A 22616-nucleotide genomic window follows, 5' to 3' on the forward strand; every position below is an offset into this window, starting at 1 on the left:
TCACACCCGCTTGAGCACGTCGAGGATGCCCTCGACGACTTCCTCGGGCTGGTCCATGTGCAGCCAGCTGTGGCTGCCATGGGCCAGCACCCGGTGCTCGCCCCGCGGCGCGGCGGCGGCGAGTGCCTGGTACATCGCCAGTTTGCGTTCGCCCTGCACCCGCAGCAGTTCCTCGGTCAGGAACAGTCGCTGGCTCGGGTCGATGCCGTTGGCGGTGTAGAGCAGGTACGGCACGTCCGGGATCGGGCCGCCACGGCGCAGTTCGGCGAACACCGCCGCCAGGTTGGACCGCTCCCGGGCGCCGATCCGCATCCACTCCAGGTCGAGCTGCCGTTCGATCAGCAGCTCGCGGATCTCCGCAGGCCAGGCGGCCAGCTTCGCGGTGATCAGGTCGCGGAATCGCTGGATGATCTCGGCGGGCAGTTCGGGCATCGGCGCGTCCGCGGCCCCGTTCTGGATCCGCAGCTCCGGCGGCATGTAGTCGTCCCAGTCTTCGTGCGCGCCCTCCAGCGACACCAGTCCGGCCACCTGGTCCGGGTAGCGCTGGGCGAAGCGGCGGGCGTAGACCCCGCCCAGGGAGTGCGCCACCAGCACGTATGGACCGCTGACACCGGTGGCGCGCAACAGTTCGCGCAGTTCGTCGGCGACCTCGGCCGCGGTGCGCGGCAACGGGATCCGCTCGCTGAAGCCGGTGCCCGCCCGGTCGTAGAGCACGCTGGTGGTGTGCTCGGCGATCCGGTTGTGCAGGTTGAGGTAGTGCAGGCCGACCATGCTCGCGCCGGGCAGGAACACCACCGGCGGCCCGCCCCGGCCGGAACGGTGTGTGAACAACGTCCGCCCGCCTGCCCGCACGTGCTCGCCCAGCGGTAACGCGGCTGCCTGGGTCATCGTGATCCCCCTCGGGTCCAGGTTCGTCCGGTGCGCCGCCGACTATACGTATACCCCTACGTACACGCAACAGGCCACATGATCCGATATAGAAATTCCGAATGCGCTATTCGCGGGCAATGATCTGGCCGACAACGGCCGCGATCTGGCCCGAGGCGGGTCTTTCGACGTAGAACAACCTCGTCACGGCACTGGCAGCACTGTGACATCCGACCCGAGGTGGTTCATGTCCGGAAACGAGAAGTCCCTACTCGGCCGCCGCGTGCAGGCAATGCGGGAACGCGCCTTTGTCGGCCGGGAAGACCAGCTCAGCGCCTTCACCGAGGCGTTGACCGGGACCGGCCGGGCCGCGTCGGTGTTGTTCGCGCACGGTCCGGGCGGCATCGGCAAGTCGACTCTGCTTCGACGATTCGGGCAGGTTGCCCGTTCGGCCGGCCACACCGTTGTCGAGATCGACGGACGTATTGTCGGTGCGGATCCAGGGCAATTCGCGAATAGGGCTCAGGTTGCCCTCATGGACGAACGCGCGGTGTTGCTGGTGGACGACTTCGACGCCTGCGCGGGCCTGGCGGACTGGCTGCGCGAGGACTTCCTGACCCGGCTGCCGGTCGGCGTGGTCACCGTGCTGGCCGGCCGCCGCCCGCCGGGCAGCCGATGGCTGGTCGACCCGGGCTGGGCCGGACTGTTCCGCGCGCTGCCCGTGCGCGACCTGGCCCTCGCCGAGGCGGAGACCTTCCTGCGCGACCGGGGCGTGCCCTCGACCGCGATCGACGCGCTGCTGTCCTTCACCGGCGGCAACCCGCTCGCCCTGGCCCTGGCCGCCGCCCTCGCCCAGCACGAGTCGGCGCCGCCTGCCGACTGGACGCCGGGACACGGCGTGCTGGAGGCGCTGCTACCCCAGCTGATCGGCGGCCTGCCGTCAGCACTGCACCGGCGGGCGCTGGAGGTGTGCGCGCACGCGCGGGTCACCACCGAGGGCCTGCTGCGCGCGGTGCTGGGCGAGGCCGCCGCGGAGTTGTTCGGCTGGCTACGCGGGCTGCCCTTCGTGGCGGTCACCGAACGCGGGCTGTACCCGAGTCCGGTGGTGCGCGCGGCGCTGGAGGCGGATCTGCGCTGGCGTGATCCGGACGCCCACCAGACCATGCACGGCCAGATCCGGGACCACCTGCGTGCCGCGGTGCAGACCGCCGCCCGCGCCGCCACCCACCCGACCGCCCGCGCCGCCACCCACACCACCACCCGCGCCGAGGCCCTGCCGCTCATCGACGCCCTGCTCTACCTGCGCCGGGACCCCTCGGTGCAGGCCACGCACACCTTCCGCGACGCGGGCTCGGTGCGCGAGCTGCCGTACACACCCGCCGAGCACGCCACCGTGCTCGCGCTGACCGAGTCCGCCGAAGGCCCAGCCGCCGCCGAACTGGCCCGCTACTGGCTGGCCCGCCAACCAGAAGCGTTCCGGCTCTACCAGTGCACCCGCACCAGCCGGGTGATCGCCTTCTCCGCCTGGCTGCGCCTGGCCGGTCAGGAGGGAGCAGACACCGACCCGGTGGTAGCCGCCGCCTGGGCCCACGCCCGCGCCACCGCGCCCCTACGCGAGGGCGAAACCCTTGCGGTAGCCCGTTTCGCGGTACACCCGGAGGCCTACCAGCGCCCCTCCCCCGTGCTCGATCTGATGCGCTGCGGCGCCATCGCGGAAACCCTGCGCCCACACCGCCTGGCCTGGACCTACACCGTGCTGCGCGACCCGGAGTTCTGGACCCCGCACCTGACCCACTGGGGCAACCACCCCGTGCCGGACCGCCCGGCCGTAGGCGAACACAGCTACACCCTGTTCGCCCGCGACTGGCGCAGCCAGCGCACCCCGCCCCGGCTGACCCCACTGCGCGCGACCACGGCGCATCGGCCCAGCCCGCCCGGCCTGGTCGTGCTGACCCGCCCGGAGTTCGACAGCGCGGTCCGCGACGCCCTGCGCTGCCTGCGCGACGCCGAAGCCCACACCGCCAACCCACTGACCCACAGCCGCCTGGTCGCCGAGACCAGAATGCCCCTCAACGACCTGCTGCTGCGCGCCATCCAGTCCCTGCGCGAGGACCGCGGCGGCGAGAAGTACCACCGCGCGGTCACCGCCACCTACACCCGCGGCGCTCCCACCCAGGAGGCCGCCGCGGCCCGCCTCGGCCTGCCGTTCAGCACCTATCGACGGCACCTGCAGACCGGCCTCGGCAGACTGTGCGATGTGTTGTGGGACAGGGAGATCCACGGCGAGGACCACCCAGTCGGCAAGGTCAGCTGAGCTTGACGGCCAGACCCGCCCGGCCGGCCGGGCGGACCTGGTGTTCTGCTTTCTGTCACATCCCGCGGTTCTGCTCCGTCAGAGCCAGTGACGGACCCCGGCGAAGGAATATGACCGATGGACGAACACGATGTGCTCGCGGCACGGTTCGAGGAGAACCGCAGCCACCTCCTGGCGGTGGCCTTCCGCGTGCTCGGCTCGCGCACCGAGGCCGAGGACGCGGTGCAGGAAGCCTGGTTCCGGCTCAGTCGGACCGATACCGGGCAGGTAGACAACCTCGCGGGCTGGCTGACCACCGTGGTGGGGCGGGTGTGCCTGGACATGTTGCGGGCCAAGCGTTCCCGGCGGGAGGAACTGCCAGGGGAACAGCTCCCCGAGCGGGTCGCCGAGGTCGACGGGCCGGAGCAGGCGGCGCTGCTCGCTGATTCAGTCGGTATTGCCCTCCTTGTCGTGTTGGAGACCTTGGCGCCCGCGGAACGGCTCGCCTTCGTGCTGCACGATCTCTTCGCGGTGCCCTTCGACGAGATCGCGCCGATCGTGGGCCGCTCGCCCGAGGCGACCCGTCAACTCGCCAGCCGGGCGCGCCGGCGGGTGCAGGGCGCACCCGCCGGACCGGAGCCCGACCAGCACCGGCAACGCGCCGTGGTGGAGGCGTTCCTGGCCGCCTCCCGCGGTGGTGATCTCCAGGCCCTGCTCACGGTGCTCGACCCCGACGTCGTGCTCCGCGCCGACCAGGTGGCGGTCACCACCGCCAAGACCTACGCGAAGCAGGGCGCACCGCTGCTGGCTGCCGAACTGCGGGGCGCCGAGGCTGTCGCGAAGACCTTCTCCGGCCGGGCTCGGGCGGCCCAGCCTGCCTTGCTCGACGGCGTGCTGGGCGCGGTGGTCGTCGCGGGCAGTCGGACCCGGGTCGCCTTCGCGCTCACCGTTGTCGACGATCGGATCGTCGGCATCGACGTCGTTGCCGACCCGGAGCGACTCGGGCGGCTGTCGGTGACGCTACTCCGCTGACGGGGGCTCGGAACGCCATTAGCCAGGGACTCTGCGTCCCAGGGACGGGGAGTCCCTGGGACGCAGAGTCCCTGGCACGGGCCGGCGGATGCGAGCAGGGTGGAGGCATGGAACACGGAATTCTCAGCGAAGCGTCCGAGAGCGGGCGAGGTGTGGCGGTGCCGGCCACCAAGGCGGACAGGCCGGTCCGGCCGAGGCCTGGACGTGGACTCGGCCTGGGCTGGTGGCTGGGCCGGGAGAGCGGGCAGCGGCGGCGACGGGGCTCCGGGTGGAGCCGGGCGCCGGACCGGACGGAGGACAGGCCGCCGGACCCGGCGGGATGCTGAGCGCGGCGGGATACGCGGCGCGGCACTCGGCGGTGCTAAGCGGCGCGGCGCTGGGCGAGGGCTGGGCGGGGCGTTGGGCGCGCTGACCGGCTTCCGGGGCTCGGGGCCGAGGAATGCCGGAAGCCGGTCGCGCGCGATCCAGGCAACCCTCTGCGGAGGGGTCCGGGTGCCTGGGGCGGCGGGACCAGCGGCAGCCGCGGCGCCACTACCGCCACCAAACGCCGACTCGGGTCGGCTACCTGCGACAACGACTGGTGGTGAGTGCCAACCGGCAACGCCGTGCCGCGGCCTGCGGCGGGTGTCAACCGGGGTGTCGGCCAGGGTGTCCGGCGAGATGTCCGCCGGGGCCCGGATCGGTGCCCTCGCTTGACAGCGAATAGGTCTAGACCAGATGCTCGGTGGGCTCGCCGCCGCCACCGCACGAGCTGCTGGAGGACTGCCGGTGTCCCGTCCGCGTTCCCGCCCGAGAACCCGTCTGCTGGCCCTGCTGTCCGGACTGCTCGCGTTGTCCGGGCTCCTGATACCGCCCTCGGCGAATGCGGCGGCGCAGCTGTCCGCGAGCTTCGCCACCACCGGGACCTGGGATTCCGGGTTCGGGGCGCAGTACACCATCCGCAACACCGGTGACCTGCCCGCGAGCGGGTGGACGCTGGTGTTCGACCTGCCGGCCAACGTCCGGGTGACCAGCCTGTGGAATGGGCAGCACTCGGCGTCCGGTGACCGCAACACCGTGCAGGCGCTGTCCTGGAACGGCACGATCGGCGCGGGCCAGAGCGTGACCGTCGGCTTCAACGGCAGCTTCACCGGCGCCTTCGCCGGGCCGACCGGCTGCACGGTCAACGGTGCGCCGTGTGCCGGCGGGCCCACCGACACACTGGCGCCGAGTGTGCCGGGTGCGGTGCGGGTCAGCGCGAGCACGGCGAGCAGTCTGACGCTGGCCTGGACCGCGGCCACGGACAACGTGGGTGTGGCCGGGTACCGGGTGTACGAGGGCTCGGCGCTGGTCGCCTCCAGCGCGGGTACGGAGGTGACCGTGTCCGGGCTGGCGCCGGAGAGCACGCACACCTACGTGCTGACCGCGGTGGACGGGGCGGGCAACGAGTCCGGGCGCAGCCAGGCTGTCACCGGCAGCACGACCGCGGACAGCAGTGCGCCCAAGGGCGGGATCGTCGGGGCCTACTACGCGGGCTGGACCGGGTTCCCGGTCGCGCAGATCCCGGCGCAGAAGCTGACCCACCTGTACTACGCCTTCGGGTCGGTGCAGGGCGGGCGGTGCCAGGCGCCCAGTGCCGCGGCGCTGAACCACTTCGCCGAGCTGCGCACGCTGCAGCAGCGGCACCCGCACCTCAACGTGATCATCTCGTTGGGTGGCTGGGGCGCGGACGGGTTCTCCGACGGGGCGCTGACCCCGGCAGCGCGCGGCGCGTTCGCCAGCTCGTGTGTGGACCTGTACCTCAAGCAGCACCGGGATGTCTTCGACGGCATCGACATCGACTGGGAGTTCCCGGTTTCCGGCGGCATCATCACCAAGCGGCCGGAGGACAAGCGCAACGCCACCCTGTTGTTCCAGGAGCTGCGGCGGCAGATCGACGCGGTGGGCACCGCCCAGGGCCGCAGGCTGCAGCTGATCGCGGCCACGCCGGTCGGGCGGTTCCAGGACGACGGACCCTACGACGTGTCACAGAGTTTCGAGCTGGCCGAGGTGGCCAAGACGCTCGACTTCTACAACGTGATGACCTACGACATGGGCACCGGCTACTCGCCGATCTCGATGTTCAACGCGCCGATGCGGGCCGCCGCCGAGGACCCGACCGGGCAGCCGATGAAGGGCGGCAACAACGTGATCGGCGGGATCGAGCACTACCTGGCCAACGGGGTGCCGAAGAACAAGATGGTGCTGGGCACGCCGTTCTACTCGCGTGGCTTCACTGTCAACAGCCCGCAGGCGGATGCGAGGAAGGGCCTGTTCCTGCCCTACTCCGGCACCATCAACGCGCCGCAGTGGAAGACGATCAAGGCGCAGTACCTGAACAACCCGGCCTGGCAGCAGCTCCGGCACGGCACCGCCCAGGTGCCGTACCTGTACAACGCCTCGACCAAGACCTTCATCAGCTACGAGGACCCGGCCTCGATCGCGGTGAAGGCGGCCTACGCCAAGCAGACCGGATTGCGCGGCACGTTCATGTGGGAGTTGTCCGACGACGACGCCCAGCACAGCCTGCTCAACGCGATGGCCGGGCCGTTCCACGGTTAGCCGGCGCGGGCCGAGGCCGGGGCCGGGGTCGGCGCGGGCCGGGGCTGGCTCGCGCCGGTCGAGGCTGGCCCGGCACGCGTCAGGGCTGGTCCAGCACGCGGTAGTGATAACGGCTGACCGTGCTGAACCCGGCGCTGGCGTACAACCGCTGCGCGACCGTGTTCTGCGCCATCACCTGCAGGAACGCCTGGGTCGCTCCCCGGTCTGCTGCCCAGTGCAGCAGACCGGAGAGCACCGCGCGGGCCAGGCCCTGGCCGCGGGCGGCGGGATCCACCCACATGCCGAAGATGCCCACCCAGTCCCGCACCAGGGCTCCCCTGGCCAGGGCCTGGCCGTTCAGTTCGGCGTAGCCGGCAGGCACCGCGGTCAGGATCTGCTGGGTGATGAACCTGCCTGCCGGGTCGGTCCGGCCGCTTTCCGCCCAGTGCAGGTCCAGCCAGGTCTCGGTGGGCTGGTCGGTGATCACGGGTCGCTGGGTCTGCTCGCCCAGGGCGGTCAGCGCCGCGGCGATGGGCGCGGTCTGGCCGAAGACCGGGGTGACGATCCGGTAGCCGCGGGCGGCGAGCACCTCGTCCAGGTTGGTCGGTCTGCTGTCCGGGCCGACCTGGAACACGCTGGGCTGGCCGAGCCGGGCGTAGTGCCGTTCGACCTCGGCCAGTGCGGCCTCCAGGTCAGCGGGAGCCTGTTCGGCCAGCACCGAGTTGGACCGGTTGGTCACCCCGCCCGCGGTGCGCACCAGCCAGCCGTCCACCTCGCGGGTGTGCAGGCCCGGCCACGCCTCGGAGGCGAGCCTCCCGAACGAGATCGACTGAGTATGCATGAGGACGTATCTTTATTCATTGCGAACTCGGGTGCAACCGTCTTTCGCGGGGCTTCCGTCCTTGCGGTTGGGACGAGGAGAAGAGGAGTTCGGATGGGTCCGCTCTGCCGGGTCGGTGCTGGGGTGTTCGCGGTCACGGCCGCCCTTGCGCTCGGCTCATGCGGCGTGCGGCCCCAGGCCGGTTCCCCGCCCTCGGCCACGTCCAGTGGTTCGCCCAGTACGCAGGTCAGTAGCGAGTCGCCAGTGCGCAAGCTTGATGAGGCGAAACGCCAGCAGGTGGCCAAGGCCCGTCAGGAGGGCCGGAAGACCATGCTGCTCATGGTGTTCACCGAACCCGGGGCGACCGAGAAGGTCACCACGGGGCTACGCGAACTCGGAGCGACTGTGGAGGTCAGTGACGGTGCGGTCGGTTATCTGCGGGTCGAAGTGCCCCTCGACGCCGTGGAACGAGCCGCCGCGCTGCCCTCTGTCACCTCAGTGGAACTGGATCGGCTGATCCCGCGAGACGACCCCACACCGGGAGTGCAGCCCGGTGTGGGGCCGTCGTGATCAGCCGGTTCAGCCGCTGACGCTACGGACCTCGACCCCGCTGATGGCGGCCACGCCCTCGGCGGTGGTGCGGACCTGGAGTTCACCGCGCAATGCCCGGCCCGGCGCCAGATCGCTGCGCGCGGTCACCGTGCCCGGCACCGTCCAGGTGCTGCCGCTCGGCCTTGCCTGATCGGTGTCACGCACCTCGACCGCGCCGAGTGCGGGCGCGGCATACAGGTCCAGGTAGTCATAGGCTGTGCTGCCGGCAGGCACCGCGTAGCCGTCGATCTCGATCCGCCAGCGCCCGGCCTTCGGGTCGGTGATGGTCACCTTCTCCGTCGCGGTGGGCCCGCCGCTGGACCCGGCCTGCGTGCAGACGCCGCTGGAGCAGTCGAAGACCAGCAGGTCCAGGTCGGCGCCGGGGTCGGCCGGGTTGCCGGTGCGCACGGTGAGCGTGGAGGTGCCCTCGGGCAGGGTCACCTCGTAACTCTGCTGGGCGCCCGCGGCGATACTGGGCCGCAGCGTGCGCGCGCTGCCCAGCGGTCCGCCGGCCAGCCGTCCGGTGAAGGCGGCCATGGTGCTGTGCAGCGCGTACTCCCTGGGCACCGGCTGGCCGAGCGGCGCGGTGGCCAGCACATCCGGATCCGGCTGGATCTTGATCGCCAGCGCGGCCATGGTCACGGTGAACGGGGCGGTGAGCGCGTCGGAGGTGCGCCGGGCGTCGGCGACGATCTCCCACACCCCCGGCTGCGGCGCGAGCACCGTGCGACTGCTCGGTGAACCGGTGGGACAGCCGCCACCGCCGTCAGGCAGGTAGCAGAACCGGGACCCGGTCTCCTCGTACGGCTGGCCGGTGGGGGTGAAGGGCAGGAACCGCAGCTGTCCCTTGCCCGGCGCGTTGCCACCGGCGAAATCGATCTTCAGCCCGGTGCTGCCCTCGGGCACCCTGACGAAGGTGGAGCGGGTGCTGTTGCGTCCGGCCTCGCCGTCGGCGCTGGCGGTGAAACCGTTGGCGGCGTTGAGTTCCAGCGGTGCGAACACCGAGTTGAGGGTGAACAGGTCGACGCCGGGGGTCATCGGGTTGTCGACGCGCAGCAGCGCGGAATGCGCGCCCGCGGTGCGCGGAGTGATCCGCACCGCCAGGGTGACCGGCTGGTTCAGCGGTAGCCGGATGCTGCTGGCGGAGCTGAAGGTGCCGTCGTTGCCGAGCCATTCCACCTTGTGCCAGGCCCGGTTCGCCGATCCGGTGGTGCGGGTGAGCGTGTAGGCGCGGGTGTAGCTCACCCCGACCTGGACACCTTCGCGATCGTGGATGCCAACGCCCACATCGGGTTTGGCCAGCTGTCCGGACAGGACGGTCTTGACCGGGACCTCGGCCTTGATCACTTCCGGCGCCGGGTCCCGTTGCAGGGCGGCAAAAGCGGCCGGGACGTCCATCAGTCCGGCGCCCTGTTCGTAGGCGCCCAGGTTCGGCAGGAAGCGGGCGGTGGAGTAGATCGCGTTGCGCAGCAAGGCCGGATCGGGCCGGACGCCGCCGCGCGCGGCCTTGTGCGCGCCGATCAGCAGTGCCGCGCCGCCAGTGGCCTGCGGGGAGGCCATCGAGGTGCCGTTGAACATCGAGTATCCGGCGGGCAGCGGATAGGTGCCGGCGATCGGACTCGGCGTTTGCCACGGCGGCACAGTGGAAATCGCCGCGCCGGGGGCGATGATGTTCGGCTTGAAGCCGCCGTTCTCCGCCGGTCCGCGGGAGGAGAACGGGTGCAGGCCCTGCTTGGCCGAGACCACGGATCCGTAGTCGGCGAGCCAGGTCTCGGCGGTGATCGAGGAGCCCACGCTGACCGCGTCCGCAGCCACCGAGGGGTCGCCGACGGTGTTCGCGCCCGCGCCTTCATTGCCCGCGGAGATGAACAGCTGGACCTTGTACTCGGCGATGGTGCGGTTGTAGAGCGCGGCGCGGGCGTTGTCGCCGTCGTTGAGACCGGGCAGGCCGCCGATGGAGATGTTGACGACGTCGGCGCCGTTGCGCGCGGCGTAGAGCACGCCGTCGACCAGACCACTGGAGGTGCAGGCCACGGTGGCCAGGCAGGCCTTGACCGAGATGAGCTTGGCACCCGGTGCGCCACCGGCCATCGCCCCGCCGAAGAGCTTGTTGCCGGCCGCGATGCCAGCCACGTGCGAGCCGTGCGCGGCGCTGGCGATGCCCAGGCTCACATACGGAGTCGCTTTGCCGTCGTAGGTGGAGCGGTCGGTCTGCACCACGAAGGCGACCCGGTCCAGCACCGGTGTCTGCGGCCGGTCCTGGCCGAAGTGGCCGATGTCGTGCTTGACCTTGTAGTCGGTCATCGGCGTCTCGTCGGTGAAGTCGCCGTCGCCGTCCAGGTCGACCCGGACCTGCTTGCCGACCGTGTCCTGCAGCACGCCCCAGGAGTCGGCGCGGTCGCCGTCCCGGTTGACGTCGCCGCCGATCTCACTGTCCTTCACGCCCAGATCCTGCGCGATCTCCCGGAACAGGCCGAAGGAGAACGGCCCACCGGTGGCGGGTGCGGACCAGTCCCGGTCTGCGGCGTTGAACTGTCCATTGTGGAGCTTGGCGGACATCTCCACCCAGGTGCCGTCGCCGGAGGTCGGCGAGTTCGCGGTGTGCCAGTCGACGATCTTGCGCTCACCGGTGCTGGTGGTGGCCAGCGCCGGGTGGTCCAGATCGACGCCGGAGTCCAGGATGGCGATGGTGGTGCCCCGGCCGTCGGCGGCGAAGCCGGGCGCGCCGATGTCCCTGGTGGGCAGGTAGGGGTTGTCGCGCGGGGTCGCGGGGCCGGGCGCGGGCTGCGGGATCGGCTGCTCGGCGCCGTCCGGCCGCGGATTCTCCCGGCGCACCAGGTGATCCACGTCCACCGCCTTGACCGAGGCCAGCCGGGCCGCCCGCTCGGCGTGCCCGGCCGGCAGCTCGACCTTGAGGTATCCGACCGCGGGCTCACTCGCCCGCACCACCCCGCCCAGCCCCCGCAACTCGGCCTCGGCGTCCCCGGCCCGCCCGGTCTCGGCGGCGACCAGCAGGGTGACCGTGGCCCGCCCGGCGCCGCGCGCCTCGGCGATCCGACCGCGATCGGCCTTGTCCAGTTGTTTGACCGGGCCGGGCGGCGCGGCGGTCGCGGGCAGCGCGGTGAGACTCAGCGCGGCCAGGACCGAGCAGACGAGCAGGAGCACCGCGCCGGGATGACGCGGCGGGCGAAGCGGTGTGGTCACGGCGGCACCCTTCGTGCGGACGATCAGCGGAGCATCGGTCGCACGGTATCCACAATGGACGGTTTCGGCGCTTTGAAACCGGGGCAGGGCTGGAAAACAACGAGACCCCGTCCGGGAGTGCAGCCCGGACGGGGTCGTCGTTCATTCAGTTGGTCAGCCGGTCACGGCCTGGATCTGCACGGCGCCGCGGCCGACGGTCACCTTGTCGGCGGTCTGCACCAGCAGATCGCCACGCAGGTGCCGGCCCGCGCCGGGCTGGCCGCTGACGTTGATCTTCGCGGGCACGGTCCAGCTGGTGCCCGCCGCGTGCGCGGCGTCGGTGTCGGTCGCCGTGATGTTGCCCAGGGCCGCCGCGACGAAGGAGTCGAGGTAGTCATAGGCCGTGCTGCCCGCGGGCACCGAGTAGCCGTCGATCACCACGCGCCACTTGCCCGCGGCGGGATTGGCGATCGTGACCGACTCCTCCGAGTCGCCATCGGCGCTGGCCGCCGCGTCCACGCAGCTGCCGGTGGTGCAGTTCTGGACGGTGAGGTCCAGGTCGGCGGCGGCGTCGGCGGTGTTGCCGATGGTGGCGGTGAAGCTGGTCGCGCCGGCCGGGACCGTGACGTCGTACTGCTGGGACGTCAGGTTGGCGATGCTCGGCCGGTCGGTCTTCGCGCTGGCCAGGGTGCCGCCGACGAGCTTGCCGGTGAAGCCGGCCAGGTTGTTGGCGACGCTGTACTGGCGCTCCAGCGGGATGCCGATGGCGGCCGTCGGGATCACGTCCGGGTTGGGCGTGATCTTGGTGCCCAGCACCTCGGCGGTGACCGAGTACGGCGCGATCTTCACATCCGAGGTCCGGCGGGCCTCGATGATGATCTCCCACACGCCAGGCTGCGGGTTGGTGATGGTGCGGCTGTTCGGGGTGCCGCCCGAGCAACCCGCGCCCGCGTCCGGGTTGTAGCAGTTGGTGGTCGAGGTGACATCCCTCGGCACACCGGTCGGGTCGTAGCGCAGGAAGCGCACCTGGCCCTTGCCCGCAGCGCCGCCGGCGGCCAGGTCGATCTTGAGTGCGCTGGCGCCCTGGGGCACCCGCACGAAGACCGACTTGGCCTGGTTGCGGCCGATCTCACCGGTGGAGCTGACCTTGTACCCGGCCGCGGCGGTGAAGTCCTGGGCGGCGAAGACCGCGGCCAGGCCCTGGGAGTCGATGCCAGGGGTGGCCGGGTTGTCCAGGCGCAGCAGCGCGGAGTGCGCGCCTGCCGCCTTCGGGTTGACCTTGACCTCGAACTTGACCGGGGTGTTCAGCGGGAGCTGCACCGACCGCGCCGAGGAGAAGGTGCCGTCGTTGCCGACCCAGTCCACCGAGTAGCGGTGGTTGCCCGCCGCGCCGCTGGTGCGGGTCAGGGTGTAGGTCCTGGTGTAGGCCTTGCCGACGGTCACGCCCTCGCGGTCGTGGATGCCGACGCCGAAGCCCGGCTTGGCCAGCTGGCCTTCCAGCGAGGTGTCCACCTCAACCTCGGTGCGCACCGTGTCGGTGGCCGGTCCGCGCTGCAGCGCGAAGAACGCGCCCCAGACGTCGAACTTGCCCGCACCCTGCTCGTAGGCGCCCAGGTTCGGCAGGAACTTGGCGCTCGAGTAGATCGCGTTGCGCAGTTGGGCGGGCGTCGGACGCTGCCCGCCGTGGGTGGCCTTGTACGCGCTGAGCAGCAGCGCGGCCGCGCCGGTGGCCTGCGGGGAGGCCATCGAGGTGCCGTTGAACATCGAGTACCCGGCGGGCAGCTGGAAGGTGCCTGCGGTCGGGCCGGGGGCCTGCCAGCGCAGCGTGGTGGAGATCGCCGAGCCGGGCGCGATGATGTTCGGCTTGAAGCCGCCGTCCTCGGCCGGTCCGCGCGAGGAGAACGGGTGCAGACCCTCCTTGGCCGCGGCCTCCGAGCCGTAGTTGCTCAGCCAGGTCGCCGCGGTGATCGAGGAGCCCACGCTGACCGCGTCGGTGGCCACCGAGGGATCGCCCACGGTGTTCGCGCCCGCGCCGCTGTTGCCTGCCGAGATGAAGATCTGCATCTTGTACTCGGCGATGGTGCGGTTGTAGAGCGCGGCCCGCGCGTTGTTGCCGTCGTTGAGGCCGGGCAGTCCGCCGATGGAGATGTTGATGACGTCCGCGCCGTTCTTGGCCGCGTACAGCACGCCGTCGAGCAGCCCGCTGGAGGTGCAGCCGGGGCTGGACAGGCAGGCCTTGATCGAGATCAGCTTCGCGCCCGGCGCGCCGCCTGCGATGTTGCCGCCGAGCAGCTTGTGCCCGGCCGCGATGCCGGCCACGTGCGAACCGTGCGAACCGGAGGCGATGCCCAGGCTGACATACGGGGTGCCGCCGATGTCGTAGATCGAGCGGTCGGTCTGCACCACGAAGGCCATCCGCTCAACGATGCTGGCGGTGTCGGCCTTGTCCGTGCCGAAGTGCTGCACGTCCTGCTTGACCTTGTAGTCGATCATCACCTTGTCGTTGGTGAAGTCGCCGTCGCCGTTGAGGTCGACCCGGACCTCCTTGGTGACGATGTCCTGCAGCACGCCCCAGGAGTCGGCGCGGTCGCCGTCCCGGTTGACGTCGCCGCCGATCTCGCTGCCCGCCGCGCCCAGGTCCTGCGCGGTCTCCTTGAACAGGCCGAAGGAGTACGGGCCACCCGAGCCGGGCGCGGTCCACTCGCGGCCGGCCTCGGTGAACTTGCCGGTGCGGCCGGTCTTGGTCATCGCGACCCAGGTGCCGTCGCCGGAGGTCGGCGAGTTCGCGGTGTACCAGTCGACGATCTTGCGCTCGCCGGTGCTGGTGGTGGCCAGCGCCGGGTGGTCCAGATCGACGCCGGAGTCCAGGACCGCGATGGTGGTGCCCCGGCCGTCCCAGAACGGCAGCGTCTGCCCGAACTGCGCGGCGCCGATGTCGCCGGTGGGCATATACGGGTTGACCCGGGGGGTCTTGGCGTCCGGCGCCTGCTGCGGCAGCGGCTGCACCGCGCCGTTGGGCTGCGGACGCGGGTCGTCGACCGGGATGACCGCGTCGACGTCGATGGCGTCCACCGACTTCAGCTTCGCGACCTGTTCGGCCTTCTCCCTCGGCACGGAGACCTTGACGTAGTCCACGCTCTTCTCGGTGGACTCCACGACGCCGCCGAGCGAGCGCAGCTCCGCGACGGCAGTGTCGGTGCGCCCCTTGGCCGCGGCCACCAGCAGGGTCACGTGCTGCTTGCCCTCGCGGGCGGCCTCGGCCAGGAGTTCCCGGTCGCGCTTGTCGAGCTGTTTGTCCGCCTGGGGCGGGTTGTGTTGCGGTGCCGCCGAAGCGGGCGCGGCCAGGCCGAACGCGGCGGTGCCCAGCGCTGCGGCCAGCACGGCCGCGGCAGGCGCACGCCAGCGGCGGGTGGAGGGGTTGGTCACGGCTGATCCCTTCTTGGGAACGATGCCCAAGAGCAGAACCCGCCATCCTAGGAAGTTCAATGGCGCAAACGGACCACTCAATACTGTTCAATACAGTCCATTATGGACGTTAGCCATCCCACATAACGGTTGTGCGTCAAGGCTTCCGGCGGAAACGGTTCAGAACCGCATTTCCCGCATCCGCTTGATCTCCGCGGTCTGGGTGGCGATGACGTCCTGGGCCATCTCCTCCACGAAGATGTCGTGCCCGGTGGCGAGCACCTCGTTGGCCATCTGCACCGCGCCCTCGTGGTGGGCGATCATCAAGCGCACGAACAGCTTGTCGAAGTCCGCGCCCCTGCTGTTCTTGAGCCGGACCATGTCCGCGAAGGAGGCCATCCCCGGCATGCCAGCGTCACCGTGTCCGCCATGCGCTTCCGGCACCGGTTTCTTGTTCCGCTGCAGATAGGCCGACATGGCCTGGATCTCCGGGGCCTGCGCACTGTCGATCCGCGCGGCCAGCCCGCGCACGTCCTGGTGCTGGGCGCGTTCCGGCGCCAGCGCGGTCATCTCCAGCGCCTGCCGGTGATGCGGAATCATCATCGAGACATAGCGGAAATCGGCATCACCGGGCGGCCGCTCGGCCAGCGGCGGCATGCTCGACAAGGTTTTCGCCGACTCCCCAGGCCTGCCCGGCGCGATCACCGGCACCTGCCCGGTGGCCTCCGGCGGCGCACCCTCCGTGCCGTTGCCGGTACAGGCAGTGAGCGACAGGGCGGCGAACGCCGCGAGGACACCGGTTTTCCAGGGCAGACGGCTCACGACCAGCGACGCTACCTGGGCGTCCGCCTGCTGGGAACCTGGAAAAACTGTGTGCAGCGGGGGGCAAAAGGCTGTTTCCTAACCGAAAGCACACGTAGATACTGCACAGATCCAGCCGTCACGCGATGGGAGCTTTGAGGGTGGCGTCTACCCAACGCACTACGCGCCGTTTACTGATGGTGCTGTCCGGAGCGGCGCTCGTCGCCGCCTCCACGCTCGCCGGCTCGCCAGCTGTGGCAGCCGAGCCGACCGACGGCATCCCCGGCGTTGACCAGATCGTCAGCAGCAGGAACATGAAGCAGGTCGCGAACCTGCCGAAGGAAGGGCCGTTCGCGCCGGAGAACGCGCTCGGCACCGACCTGGCCTTCCAGGGCGACTACGCCTTCGTGGGCAACTACAACGGATTCGACATCTTCGACATCCGCCGTCCGGCGAAGCCGAAGCGCGTCGCCCAGGTGCTCTGCCCAGGTGGGCAGAACGACGTCTCGGTGCACGGGAACCTGCTGTTCCTGTCCACCGACTCCTCCCGCAGCAACGACTCCTGCGAGAACGTGAGCCAGCCGGCCACGGTCAAGGAGTCCTGGGAGGGCGTGAAGATCTTCGACATCAGCGATGTCCGCAACCCGAAGTACGTCGCCTCGGTGGAGAACGACTGCGGGTCGCACACGCACACCTTGGTGCCCGAGAAGGGCAACAAGAACGTGTACCTGTACAGCTCCTCCTACGGCCCGTCGGCGAGCTTCCCGGACTGCAAGCCGCCGCACGACAAGATCTCCATCGTGAAGGTGCCGGTGCGCAACCCGGCGGCCGCCTCGGTGATCTCCGCGCCGGTGCTGTTCCCGGACGGTGGCAACCCCGGCGGTAGCCCGGGCACCAACCCGAACCTGTCCGCCACCTCGGGCTGCCACGACATCACCGTCTACCCCAAGCTGGACCTGGCGGCGGGCGCGTGCATGGGCGACGGCATCCTCTTCGACATCTCCAACCGGGAGAAGCCGAGGGTGATCGAGCGGGTGCGCGATGACGTGAACTTCGCGTTCTGGCACTCCGCGACCTTCAACAACCGCGGCGACAAGGTCGTCTTCACCGACGAGCTGGGCGGCGGCGGCGGTGCCACCTGCAACGCGGCCACCGGCGACAAGCGCGGCGCGAACGGCGTCTACGACATCGTGGGCAAGGGCGACAAGCGCAAGCTGGTCTTCCGCAGCTACTACAAGATCCCGCGGCCGCAGAAGGACACCGAGAACTGCGTGGCGCACAACGGCTCGCTGATCCCGGTTCCCGGCAAGGACATCATGGTCCAGGCCTGGTACCAGGGCGGCGTGTCGGTGTGGGACTTCACCGACTCCAGCAAGCCCAAGGAGATCGGGTTCTGGGAGCGCGGTCCGCTCTCGGACACCCAGCTCAAGACCGGCGGCTCCTGGTCGGCCTACTGGTACAACGGTTACATCTACTCCTCGGACATCCAGAAGGGCTTCGACGTCCTCCGGCTCGACGACTGGCGCACCGACTTGGCGAAGTTCCAGCACTTCGACGAGCTGAACGTGCAGACCCAGGGTCGTTACTTCGGCTGATGTCCTAACTCGACACACCCTGCGGGGGTGTCGCATTCTTGCCAACCAGGCGAGGGTGCGGCGCCCCCGTTGTCGCGTTCTGGGGCAGAAACCGATTGCCTACAACAGCTTCCCTAAACCATCAGTGTTGCCGAATGTCGTGCGGGGAGCCTGTTCGGAGTAGCGTCCGGCGTCCAGGAGTTCCACTTTTATCGAGCTTGCACCAGTTGACTGCGGCCGTTCGGGTGGGGATCACCGAGACACCTGGACAGCCCACACTCAGCAGCCGTCAAACCCCCTAGAGTGACGGCTGTACCGGAGGGGGTTCAAGGGGGTTGGAGTGGTAACTCGGCCAGAGGCCGCTGGCTGGCGGCCAGTGGCAGTTTCGCCCGGCGCGTCCTTGTCCCTCACTCGAAGTCGGCGGCGTGATCGTCCGACCTTGCGCGAGGTGGCGGCGGCGGCCGGGGTGGATGTGTCGACAGCCTCGCGGCTGTTGCGGGGACAGGACACCGCCTATCGGGCGGAGACACGGCAGCGGGTGCTCGACGCGGCCGAAGCGCTCGGGTATCGACCGAACGCACAGGCGCGCGCGCTGCGCCTGCAACGACAGCAGGCCATTGGTTTGCTCGTGCCCGACCTGGACAATTTCGGCTTCACGCAGATAATGCGGGGCGTCCAGGAAGTGGCGACCGAGCAGGACTACACGCTGATGGTGGTCGAGGCGGGCAGCGGCGAAGGCGCGGGCAACGCTTACGACAAGCTCGGGCTCGAAGGCAAGGTGGACGGCGTGCTGGTGGCCTTCGCCAGCGTCGACGACCCGAACATCCAGGAGTGGGCCTCCCGCGAGCACCTGCCCATGGTGCTCGTGCAGCGCGGCACCCCCGGCTACCCGGCCGCGGTGGTGATGGACGAGGTGCGCAACGTCTCGATCATGGTCGATCACCTGGTGGAGCTGGGGCACCGGCGGATCGGTCATGTCAGCGGCCCACTGCGCACCGACACCGGCCTGCGGCGGCGCCAGGGTTTCGCCGCGGCCATGCGGTCGCACGGGCTCACCGTGCGCCCGGAATGGATCTGCGACGGCAACTTCCACTGGCGGGGCGGCCACCAGGCAGCCCTGCACATCCTGGACGCGCCGGCCGCCCAACGGCCGACCGCCCTGGTGGTGGCCAACCTGCTGAGTGCCCTCGGCACTCTCAGCGCAGCCCGTGAGCTGGGCCTTTCCGTGCCGCACGACCTGAGCGTGATCGCCATCGACGAGCACATCGTCGCGGCGCACACCGACCCTCCCCTGACCGCGGTGAAGACGCCGCAACGGGAGCTGGGCCGTGCCTCGGCACACATGTTGTTGCAGGTGCTCCAGGGGAACCGGCCCAGCAAGCTGGTGCTCCCCACGCCGCCGGAGCTGGTGGTGCGGGCTTCGACCGCACCGGCGCCGTCGGCGTAAGCAGAACCAAGCAAGCGCGAACATTCGTGGGCGCCACCGGGTCAGGGTGGCGTCCACGTTTGTTGCTCAGGCCGGTCTGCTCAGTCCAGGGCCCCGTCGTAGTCCGGGAACTTGAAGGTGCGTTCGGCGTGGCCGCCCGCCAGGTCCCAGGTGTTGTTGCCGACGTTGGCGACGATGGTGTGACCCAGCTTCTCGATGGCGATGCGGGCGTCGGTCTTGACCTTCTCGGTCGGGTCGAAGTTGAACCAGGGGCGCAGGTACAGGCCGTCCACGGGGTAGCCGACGCGCTTGAGGTTGTCCTCGGTGGGCAGGCCGAGCAGGTACGGGCGGTTGGTGACGAAGAAGATCGCCGCGCCCTGCTGCTTGGCCCGCTTGGCCGCGGCCAGCACCGGCGGGATGGCCGGGGTGGGGATGCCGAAGTTGTAGGCGGTCTCCAGCGTGGTGTTGTCGATGTCGAAGACCACGGCCTTCTTGCCGCCGCCGGGCAGCCTGCCGTCGAGGTAGGCGCTGAGCTGGGTGGTCACCGCGGTGACGTCCCGGATCCAGGTCTCGTACGGGGGCTTGTCCGCCGCGATCCTGGCCGGGGCGGTGGGGGCGGCCAGCGCCGCGGGCGCGCCCAGGCCCAGGGCCGCCACCGTGATCATCCCGGCCAGGGCGGATCGCAGAACCCGCATGTCGTCTCCTCGCAGTCAGCGCGCTGTCGTCACGCGCCCGGCAAGTGCAGTGCAGGCGCGTGACGACAGCGTGACCGCGAGGTTTACCGGTCGGTAGCACCGAACGGCGGTAACGCGAACTGTCTTCGGGAAATCCGGCGATCAGCTCGCCGGGCGCAGCCGGACGACGTAGCCCCCGTTCTTGGCCACCGGCACCGACAGGGTGCTGTCCCGGCTCACCCGCTGACTGGTGCGGGCGATCTTGCCTTCAGGGCCGTCGCCGTAGATCTCGGCCGTCCACTCGCCCGCGGGCAGGAAGGACAGCGCCGCGTCCACGGTGCGGCCCGGCCCGGCCAGCGCCGCGCCGACATACCACTCGCCGCCGGCGCGCCGGGCGAACACCGCGTGCTTGCCAGGATCACCGTCGACCAGCTTGGTCTCGTCCCAGGCCGCCGGGACCGAGCGCAGCAGCTCCTCGGCCAGTGGCTGCTTGGCGTAGTTCTCCGGGCTGTCCGCGAAGTGCTGCACGCCGGACTCGAAGACCACGGACAGGGCCAGCTCACCGGCGTCGGAGTTGGGCCGCACCCCGCTGAAGGTCACCGGGGTGAAGTCCATCGAGCCGGTCAGGTTCCTGGTGAACGGCAGGGTCAGGTAGTGCTCGATCGGGAACGGCTCGCGTCCCGGCCGCGGCTTGGTGCCCTCCGCGCCCTTGACCGCCTCCACCGTCATCACGTGCGGCCAGGTGCGCTCGGTGCCCCTCGGGATCGGCGCCCCGTGGAAGTTGAGCATCAACTTGTACTTGGCCGCGGCCGCGAAAACCATGTCGTACCAGCGCATCCGGTCCTGGCCGTCGGACTCCACGAAGTCGATCTTCAGGCCTACCACGCCCCAGTCCTGGTACCGCTTGAACAGCCGTTCCAGCTCACTGGGGGTGTCGATGGTCTGCCAGCGCACCCACAGCCAGGTGTCCACGTTGCGCGCCTTGGAATAGGCGACCAGGTCCGGGATCCAGGCGTCCGCCCAGCCCGAGTCGACCAGGTTGTACTCCCAGCCCTGCTTGCTCGCGTAGTCCACGTAGCGCTTCTGCAGGTTCAGATCGCCGGTGCCCAGCGCCCACCAGGACCAGGCCGCGACGCCGGGCTTGATCCAGGAGGTGTCCGCGATCTTGGACGGCGGGGCCAGATCGGTGATCAGGTCGCTTTCGGTCACCGTGGCCAGATCGCCGACCACCATGGTCCGCCACGGCGTGGCCAGCGGGCCGTTGCTCACCTCGGCCGGATCCGGCAGCACCAGCTTGAAGCGCCGGTCGGCCGGGTCCAGCCGCACCCGCGAGCCGCCGTAGCGACCGTCCACATCGGACTCGGCCAGCAGCAGCCAGCTGTCGCCGACCTTGAACAGCGAGGGATAGCCGTACTCGGTGGCCTCGGCCTGGGCCACGCTGCTGTGCTTGTGCGCCGACTCGTAGTCCCCGCGCCCGTTGTCGAAGGGCAGCAGGAAGGAGTCCGCGGCGGCGGGCACCGCGAACTCCGATGCCTCCCCGACCACGGTCACCCACTTCGGCCCGGCGAGCACGTAGCGGTAGGCCACGCCGTCGGCGGAAACCCGGACCACCACGTCGATCCGCTGGCCGTCCTTGGTGAAGCGCAAGGTGGTCTCGGCCGCGTCCGTGCTGTGCTCGCGGCGCTTGCCCACGCTGGTGGTGTACTTCTCGTGCACCGCGCGCTGGCTGATGCCGGTGAACCGCAGGCCGCTGGTGAAGTCCGCGTGCGCGGTCTCCACCCCCAGCGCGGACGGTTCCAGCACGGTGGTCTCACCCCGGCGCACGGTCAGCTTCAGCCTGCCGTCCGCGCCCAGGTCCAGCTCGGCCGACGGGGTCGCGGCCGCGCCTGGCACGGAGCGGGCGCCGGGCGCGGTGAGCTGCCAGTTCGTCGCGGTGCCCGCACTGCCGATCGCGGGCAGGCTGAGCGTGACCGCGCTACCGGCCAGCACCCAGACCAGCGCGACCCTGGCGCCGCGGCGAGGCGGCGATTGTCGTCTCATCGTGCGTTCCCTCCCAGATACCTGGCGGCAGGCACTCCGAGTCAACCCGGTCGCGTGAAGTACTCCTGTATACGTTTTCAGCCTTCGTATGAAGAGAGGGCGGCCGACCGTGTCGACCGCCCTCGCCCGCCGGCCGCGACTAGACCAGGTCGAAGGACCCGGCCAGCAGTGTCGACTGGAAGGTGCCCCACGCGCCGGGAGTGAACACCAGGGCAGGGCCGCTGGCGTTCTTGGAGTCCCGCACGCCGACGACGTCCGGAACGACAGCGACCTCCACGCACTGGCCGCCATTGCCGCTGCTGCGGCTGGAGGTTCGCCAGGTGGCGTAGAAAAGGTCGGAGGACAACATACTGACCCCTATATACTCAGAATTCACTTACTGCCTGTTCGATGACCGCAACGGACTCGGCCGGGCCGAGTGCCAACGCTTGCAGGCGGTCGAACGTGAGCTTATACACGTCCAAATCCGCCGCTTCATCGAGATAGGCGGCCGAGGTCAGATCCTCCAGATACACCAGCGTAGGAGCTGGTTCGTCAGGGAAACGGAGCATGGTGAAGGTGAATCCGATGGCCGCGTGCGCCCCGGACCGGAAAGGCAGCACCTGGATGGTGACGTTGGGCCTGCGCTGGACCGCCACCAGAAATGCGAGTTGTTCTCGCATAATCGCCGGACCGCCCACCATTCGACGGACAGCGGCCTCGCTCATGATGAGGTTCAGTCGCTGAGGGTCACCACTGAGCAGCCGGGACTGCCGCTCCGCGCGCACCCGCACCAGCCGCTCCACCTGCTCCTCGGCCAGCTCCGGGCTGACCGCGGCGATCACCGCCCTGGTGTACGCCTCGGTCTGCAGCACGCCGGTGATCAGCTCGGCCTCGTAGACCCGCATCTCGCAGGCGGCCGACTCCAGGCCGACGAAGGTGCGGAACCAGTCCGGCACCGCCTTGCCATAGCGCGACCACCAGCCGCGCTTCTTCGCCTCGGCCGCGATGACCAGCAGGGACGCCGACAGCTCTGCAGGCGCGGCATAGCGCTCCAGTAGCCGCTCCAGCTCGGCCCGCTTCACCGCGACGTTGCCCAGTTCGATCTTGGTGATCTTGGACAGCGAGCAGTCGAGCAGCTCGGCCGCGCTCTCCCGGTCCACGCCGGCGGACTCGCGCAACCGGCGCAGTTCGGCGCCGACGTGCCTGCGGCGCACCGTGGGGCTCTCGGCCATGCAGCGCCTCCTCGTCAACCTCCAGCACGCACAGTTACACCATCGAGGGATGTGGAAATGGAACATTCTGTTTTACTGTGCGATAAGTCTGGGTGGCTGCACGGTACAGGTCACCCTGCCTCACTCATTCGAGTGAC

15 protein-coding genes are annotated in these 22616 nt (G+C 70.1%); 6 read left to right on the forward strand and 9 right to left on the reverse strand.

Annotation, left to right across the window (positions count from 1 at the left end):
* Window positions 1–888, reverse strand: coding sequence for an alpha/beta fold hydrolase (locus tag ACTOWY_RS11820; protein ID WP_441309643.1), 888 nt, complete (start codon window positions 886–888; stop codon window positions 1–3).
* 226 nt (window positions 889–1114) lie between these two features.
* Here ACTOWY_RS11820 and ACTOWY_RS11825 point away from each other — a divergent pair, with 226 nt between their 5' ends.
* The 3 genes from ACTOWY_RS11825 (at window position 1115) to ACTOWY_RS11835 (ending at window position 6772) form a co-directional block, all read left to right on the forward strand.
* Entirely contained in the window at window positions 1115–3181 is a 2067-nt protein-coding gene (locus ACTOWY_RS11825; RefSeq protein WP_441309644.1) for an ATP-binding protein, read from the forward strand.
* Window positions 3182–3298: 117 nt separating this feature from the next.
* A complete protein-coding gene (locus tag ACTOWY_RS11830) occupies window positions 3299–4192 on the forward strand; it encodes a sigma-70 family RNA polymerase sigma factor (RefSeq protein ID WP_441309645.1) in 894 nt (297 codons plus the stop codon).
* A gap of 768 nt (window positions 4193–4960) precedes the next feature.
* On the forward strand, window positions 4961–6772 hold the full coding sequence (locus ACTOWY_RS11835) for a glycosyl hydrolase family 18 protein (protein ID WP_441309646.1): 1812 nt from the start codon (window positions 4961–4963) through the stop codon (window positions 6770–6772).
* A 79-nt stretch (window positions 6773–6851) separates the two neighbouring features.
* On the opposite strand, the gene ACTOWY_RS11840 is transcribed toward ACTOWY_RS11835, so the two are convergent.
* Window positions 6852–7592 carry a GNAT family N-acetyltransferase gene (locus tag ACTOWY_RS11840; RefSeq protein ID WP_441309647.1) on the reverse strand — a complete coding sequence of 247 codons (741 nt, stop codon included), beginning with the start codon at window positions 7590–7592 and terminating at the stop codon, window positions 6852–6854.
* 243 nt (window positions 7593–7835) lie between these two features.
* Here ACTOWY_RS11840 and ACTOWY_RS11845 point away from each other — a divergent pair, with 243 nt between their 5' ends.
* A complete protein-coding gene (locus ACTOWY_RS11845; protein ID WP_185001533.1) occupies window positions 7836–8141 on the forward strand; it encodes a hypothetical protein in 306 nt (101 codons plus the stop codon).
* Window positions 8142–8150: 9 nt separating this feature from the next.
* Here ACTOWY_RS11845 and ACTOWY_RS11850 read toward each other — a convergent pair whose 3' ends face one another.
* The 3 genes from ACTOWY_RS11850 to ACTOWY_RS11860 form a co-directional block, all read right to left on the reverse strand.
* A complete protein-coding gene (locus tag ACTOWY_RS11850; RefSeq protein ID WP_441309648.1) occupies window positions 8151–11366 on the reverse strand; it encodes a S8 family serine peptidase in 3216 nt (1071 codons plus the stop codon).
* Between the two features lie 153 nt (window positions 11367–11519).
* On the reverse strand, window positions 11520–14771 hold the full coding sequence (locus ACTOWY_RS11855; protein ID WP_441309649.1) for a S8 family serine peptidase: 3252 nt from the start codon (window positions 14769–14771) through the stop codon (window positions 11520–11522).
* 159 nt (window positions 14772–14930) lie between these two features.
* A complete protein-coding gene (locus ACTOWY_RS11860; RefSeq protein ID WP_441309650.1) occupies window positions 14931–15572 on the reverse strand; it encodes a DUF305 domain-containing protein in 642 nt (213 codons plus the stop codon).
* A 176-nt stretch (window positions 15573–15748) separates the two neighbouring features.
* Between ACTOWY_RS11860 and ACTOWY_RS11865 the strand changes: the two genes are divergently transcribed.
* Both ACTOWY_RS11865 and ACTOWY_RS11870 read left to right on the forward strand, forming a co-directional pair.
* Window positions 15749–17146, forward strand: a complete 1398-nt coding sequence (locus ACTOWY_RS11865; protein WP_247762862.1) for an LVIVD repeat-containing protein — start codon at window positions 15749–15751, stop codon at window positions 17144–17146.
* Window positions 17147–17573: 427 nt separating this feature from the next.
* The gene (locus ACTOWY_RS11870; RefSeq protein WP_247763373.1) at window positions 17574–18572 is read left to right on the forward strand and encodes a LacI family DNA-binding transcriptional regulator; all 999 of its coding nucleotides are present in this window, start codon (window positions 17574–17576) and stop codon (window positions 18570–18572) included.
* Between the two features lie 80 nt (window positions 18573–18652).
* Here ACTOWY_RS11870 and ACTOWY_RS11875 read toward each other — a convergent pair whose 3' ends face one another.
* From ACTOWY_RS11875 to ACTOWY_RS11890, 4 genes are all read right to left on the reverse strand, one after another.
* Window positions 18653–19246 (reverse strand): HAD family acid phosphatase, encoded by a 594-nt coding sequence (locus tag ACTOWY_RS11875; protein WP_441309651.1) that lies wholly within the window; start codon window positions 19244–19246, stop codon window positions 18653–18655.
* A gap of 141 nt (window positions 19247–19387) precedes the next feature.
* Complete coding sequence (locus ACTOWY_RS11880) at window positions 19388–21265, reverse strand: glycoside hydrolase family 97 catalytic domain-containing protein (protein WP_441309652.1); 1878 nt, start codon at window positions 21263–21265, stop codon at window positions 19388–19390.
* A 139-nt stretch (window positions 21266–21404) separates the two neighbouring features.
* The gene (locus ACTOWY_RS11885; protein WP_185001528.1) at window positions 21405–21614 is read right to left on the reverse strand and encodes a DUF397 domain-containing protein; all 210 of its coding nucleotides are present in this window, start codon (window positions 21612–21614) and stop codon (window positions 21405–21407) included.
* A gap of 16 nt (window positions 21615–21630) precedes the next feature.
* Window positions 21631–22479, reverse strand: a complete 849-nt coding sequence (locus ACTOWY_RS11890) for a helix-turn-helix domain-containing protein (protein WP_441309653.1) — start codon at window positions 22477–22479, stop codon at window positions 21631–21633.
* Window positions 22480–22616: the final 137 nt, after the last annotated feature.

The organism is Crossiella sp. CA198, from assembly GCF_052078295.1.
Taxonomy (GTDB): Bacteria; Actinomycetota; Actinomycetes; order Mycobacteriales; family Pseudonocardiaceae; genus Crossiella.

What these genes read in the sequence shown, in the direction of transcription:
- ACTOWY_RS11890 (WP_441309653.1), bottom strand. Translation starts at nt 22,479, where the DNA reads ATGGCCGAGAGCCCCACGGTGCGCCGCAGGCACGTCGGCGCCGAACTG.
- ACTOWY_RS11885 (WP_185001528.1), bottom strand. Translation starts at nt 21,614, where the DNA reads ATGTTGTCCTCCGACCTTTTCTACGCCACCTGGCGAACCTCCAGCCGC.
- ACTOWY_RS11830 (WP_441309645.1), top strand. Translation starts at nt 3,299, where the DNA reads ATGGACGAACACGATGTGCTCGCGGCACGGTTCGAGGAGAACCGCAGC.
- ACTOWY_RS11820 (WP_441309643.1), bottom strand. Translation starts at nt 888, where the DNA reads ATGACCCAGGCAGCCGCGTTACCGCTGGGCGAGCACGTGCGGGCAGGC.
- ACTOWY_RS11825 (WP_441309644.1), top strand. Translation starts at nt 1,115, where the DNA reads ATGTCCGGAAACGAGAAGTCCCTACTCGGCCGCCGCGTGCAGGCAATG.
- ACTOWY_RS11865 (WP_247762862.1), top strand. Translation starts at nt 15,749, where the DNA reads ATGGTGCTGTCCGGAGCGGCGCTCGTCGCCGCCTCCACGCTCGCCGGC.
- ACTOWY_RS11840 (WP_441309647.1), bottom strand. Translation starts at nt 7,592, where the DNA reads ATGCATACTCAGTCGATCTCGTTCGGGAGGCTCGCCTCCGAGGCGTGG.
- ACTOWY_RS11875 (WP_441309651.1), bottom strand. Translation starts at nt 19,246, where the DNA reads ATGCGGGTTCTGCGATCCGCCCTGGCCGGGATGATCACGGTGGCGGCC.
- ACTOWY_RS11880 (WP_441309652.1), bottom strand. Translation starts at nt 21,265, where the DNA reads ATGAGACGACAATCGCCGCCTCGCCGCGGCGCCAGGGTCGCGCTGGTC.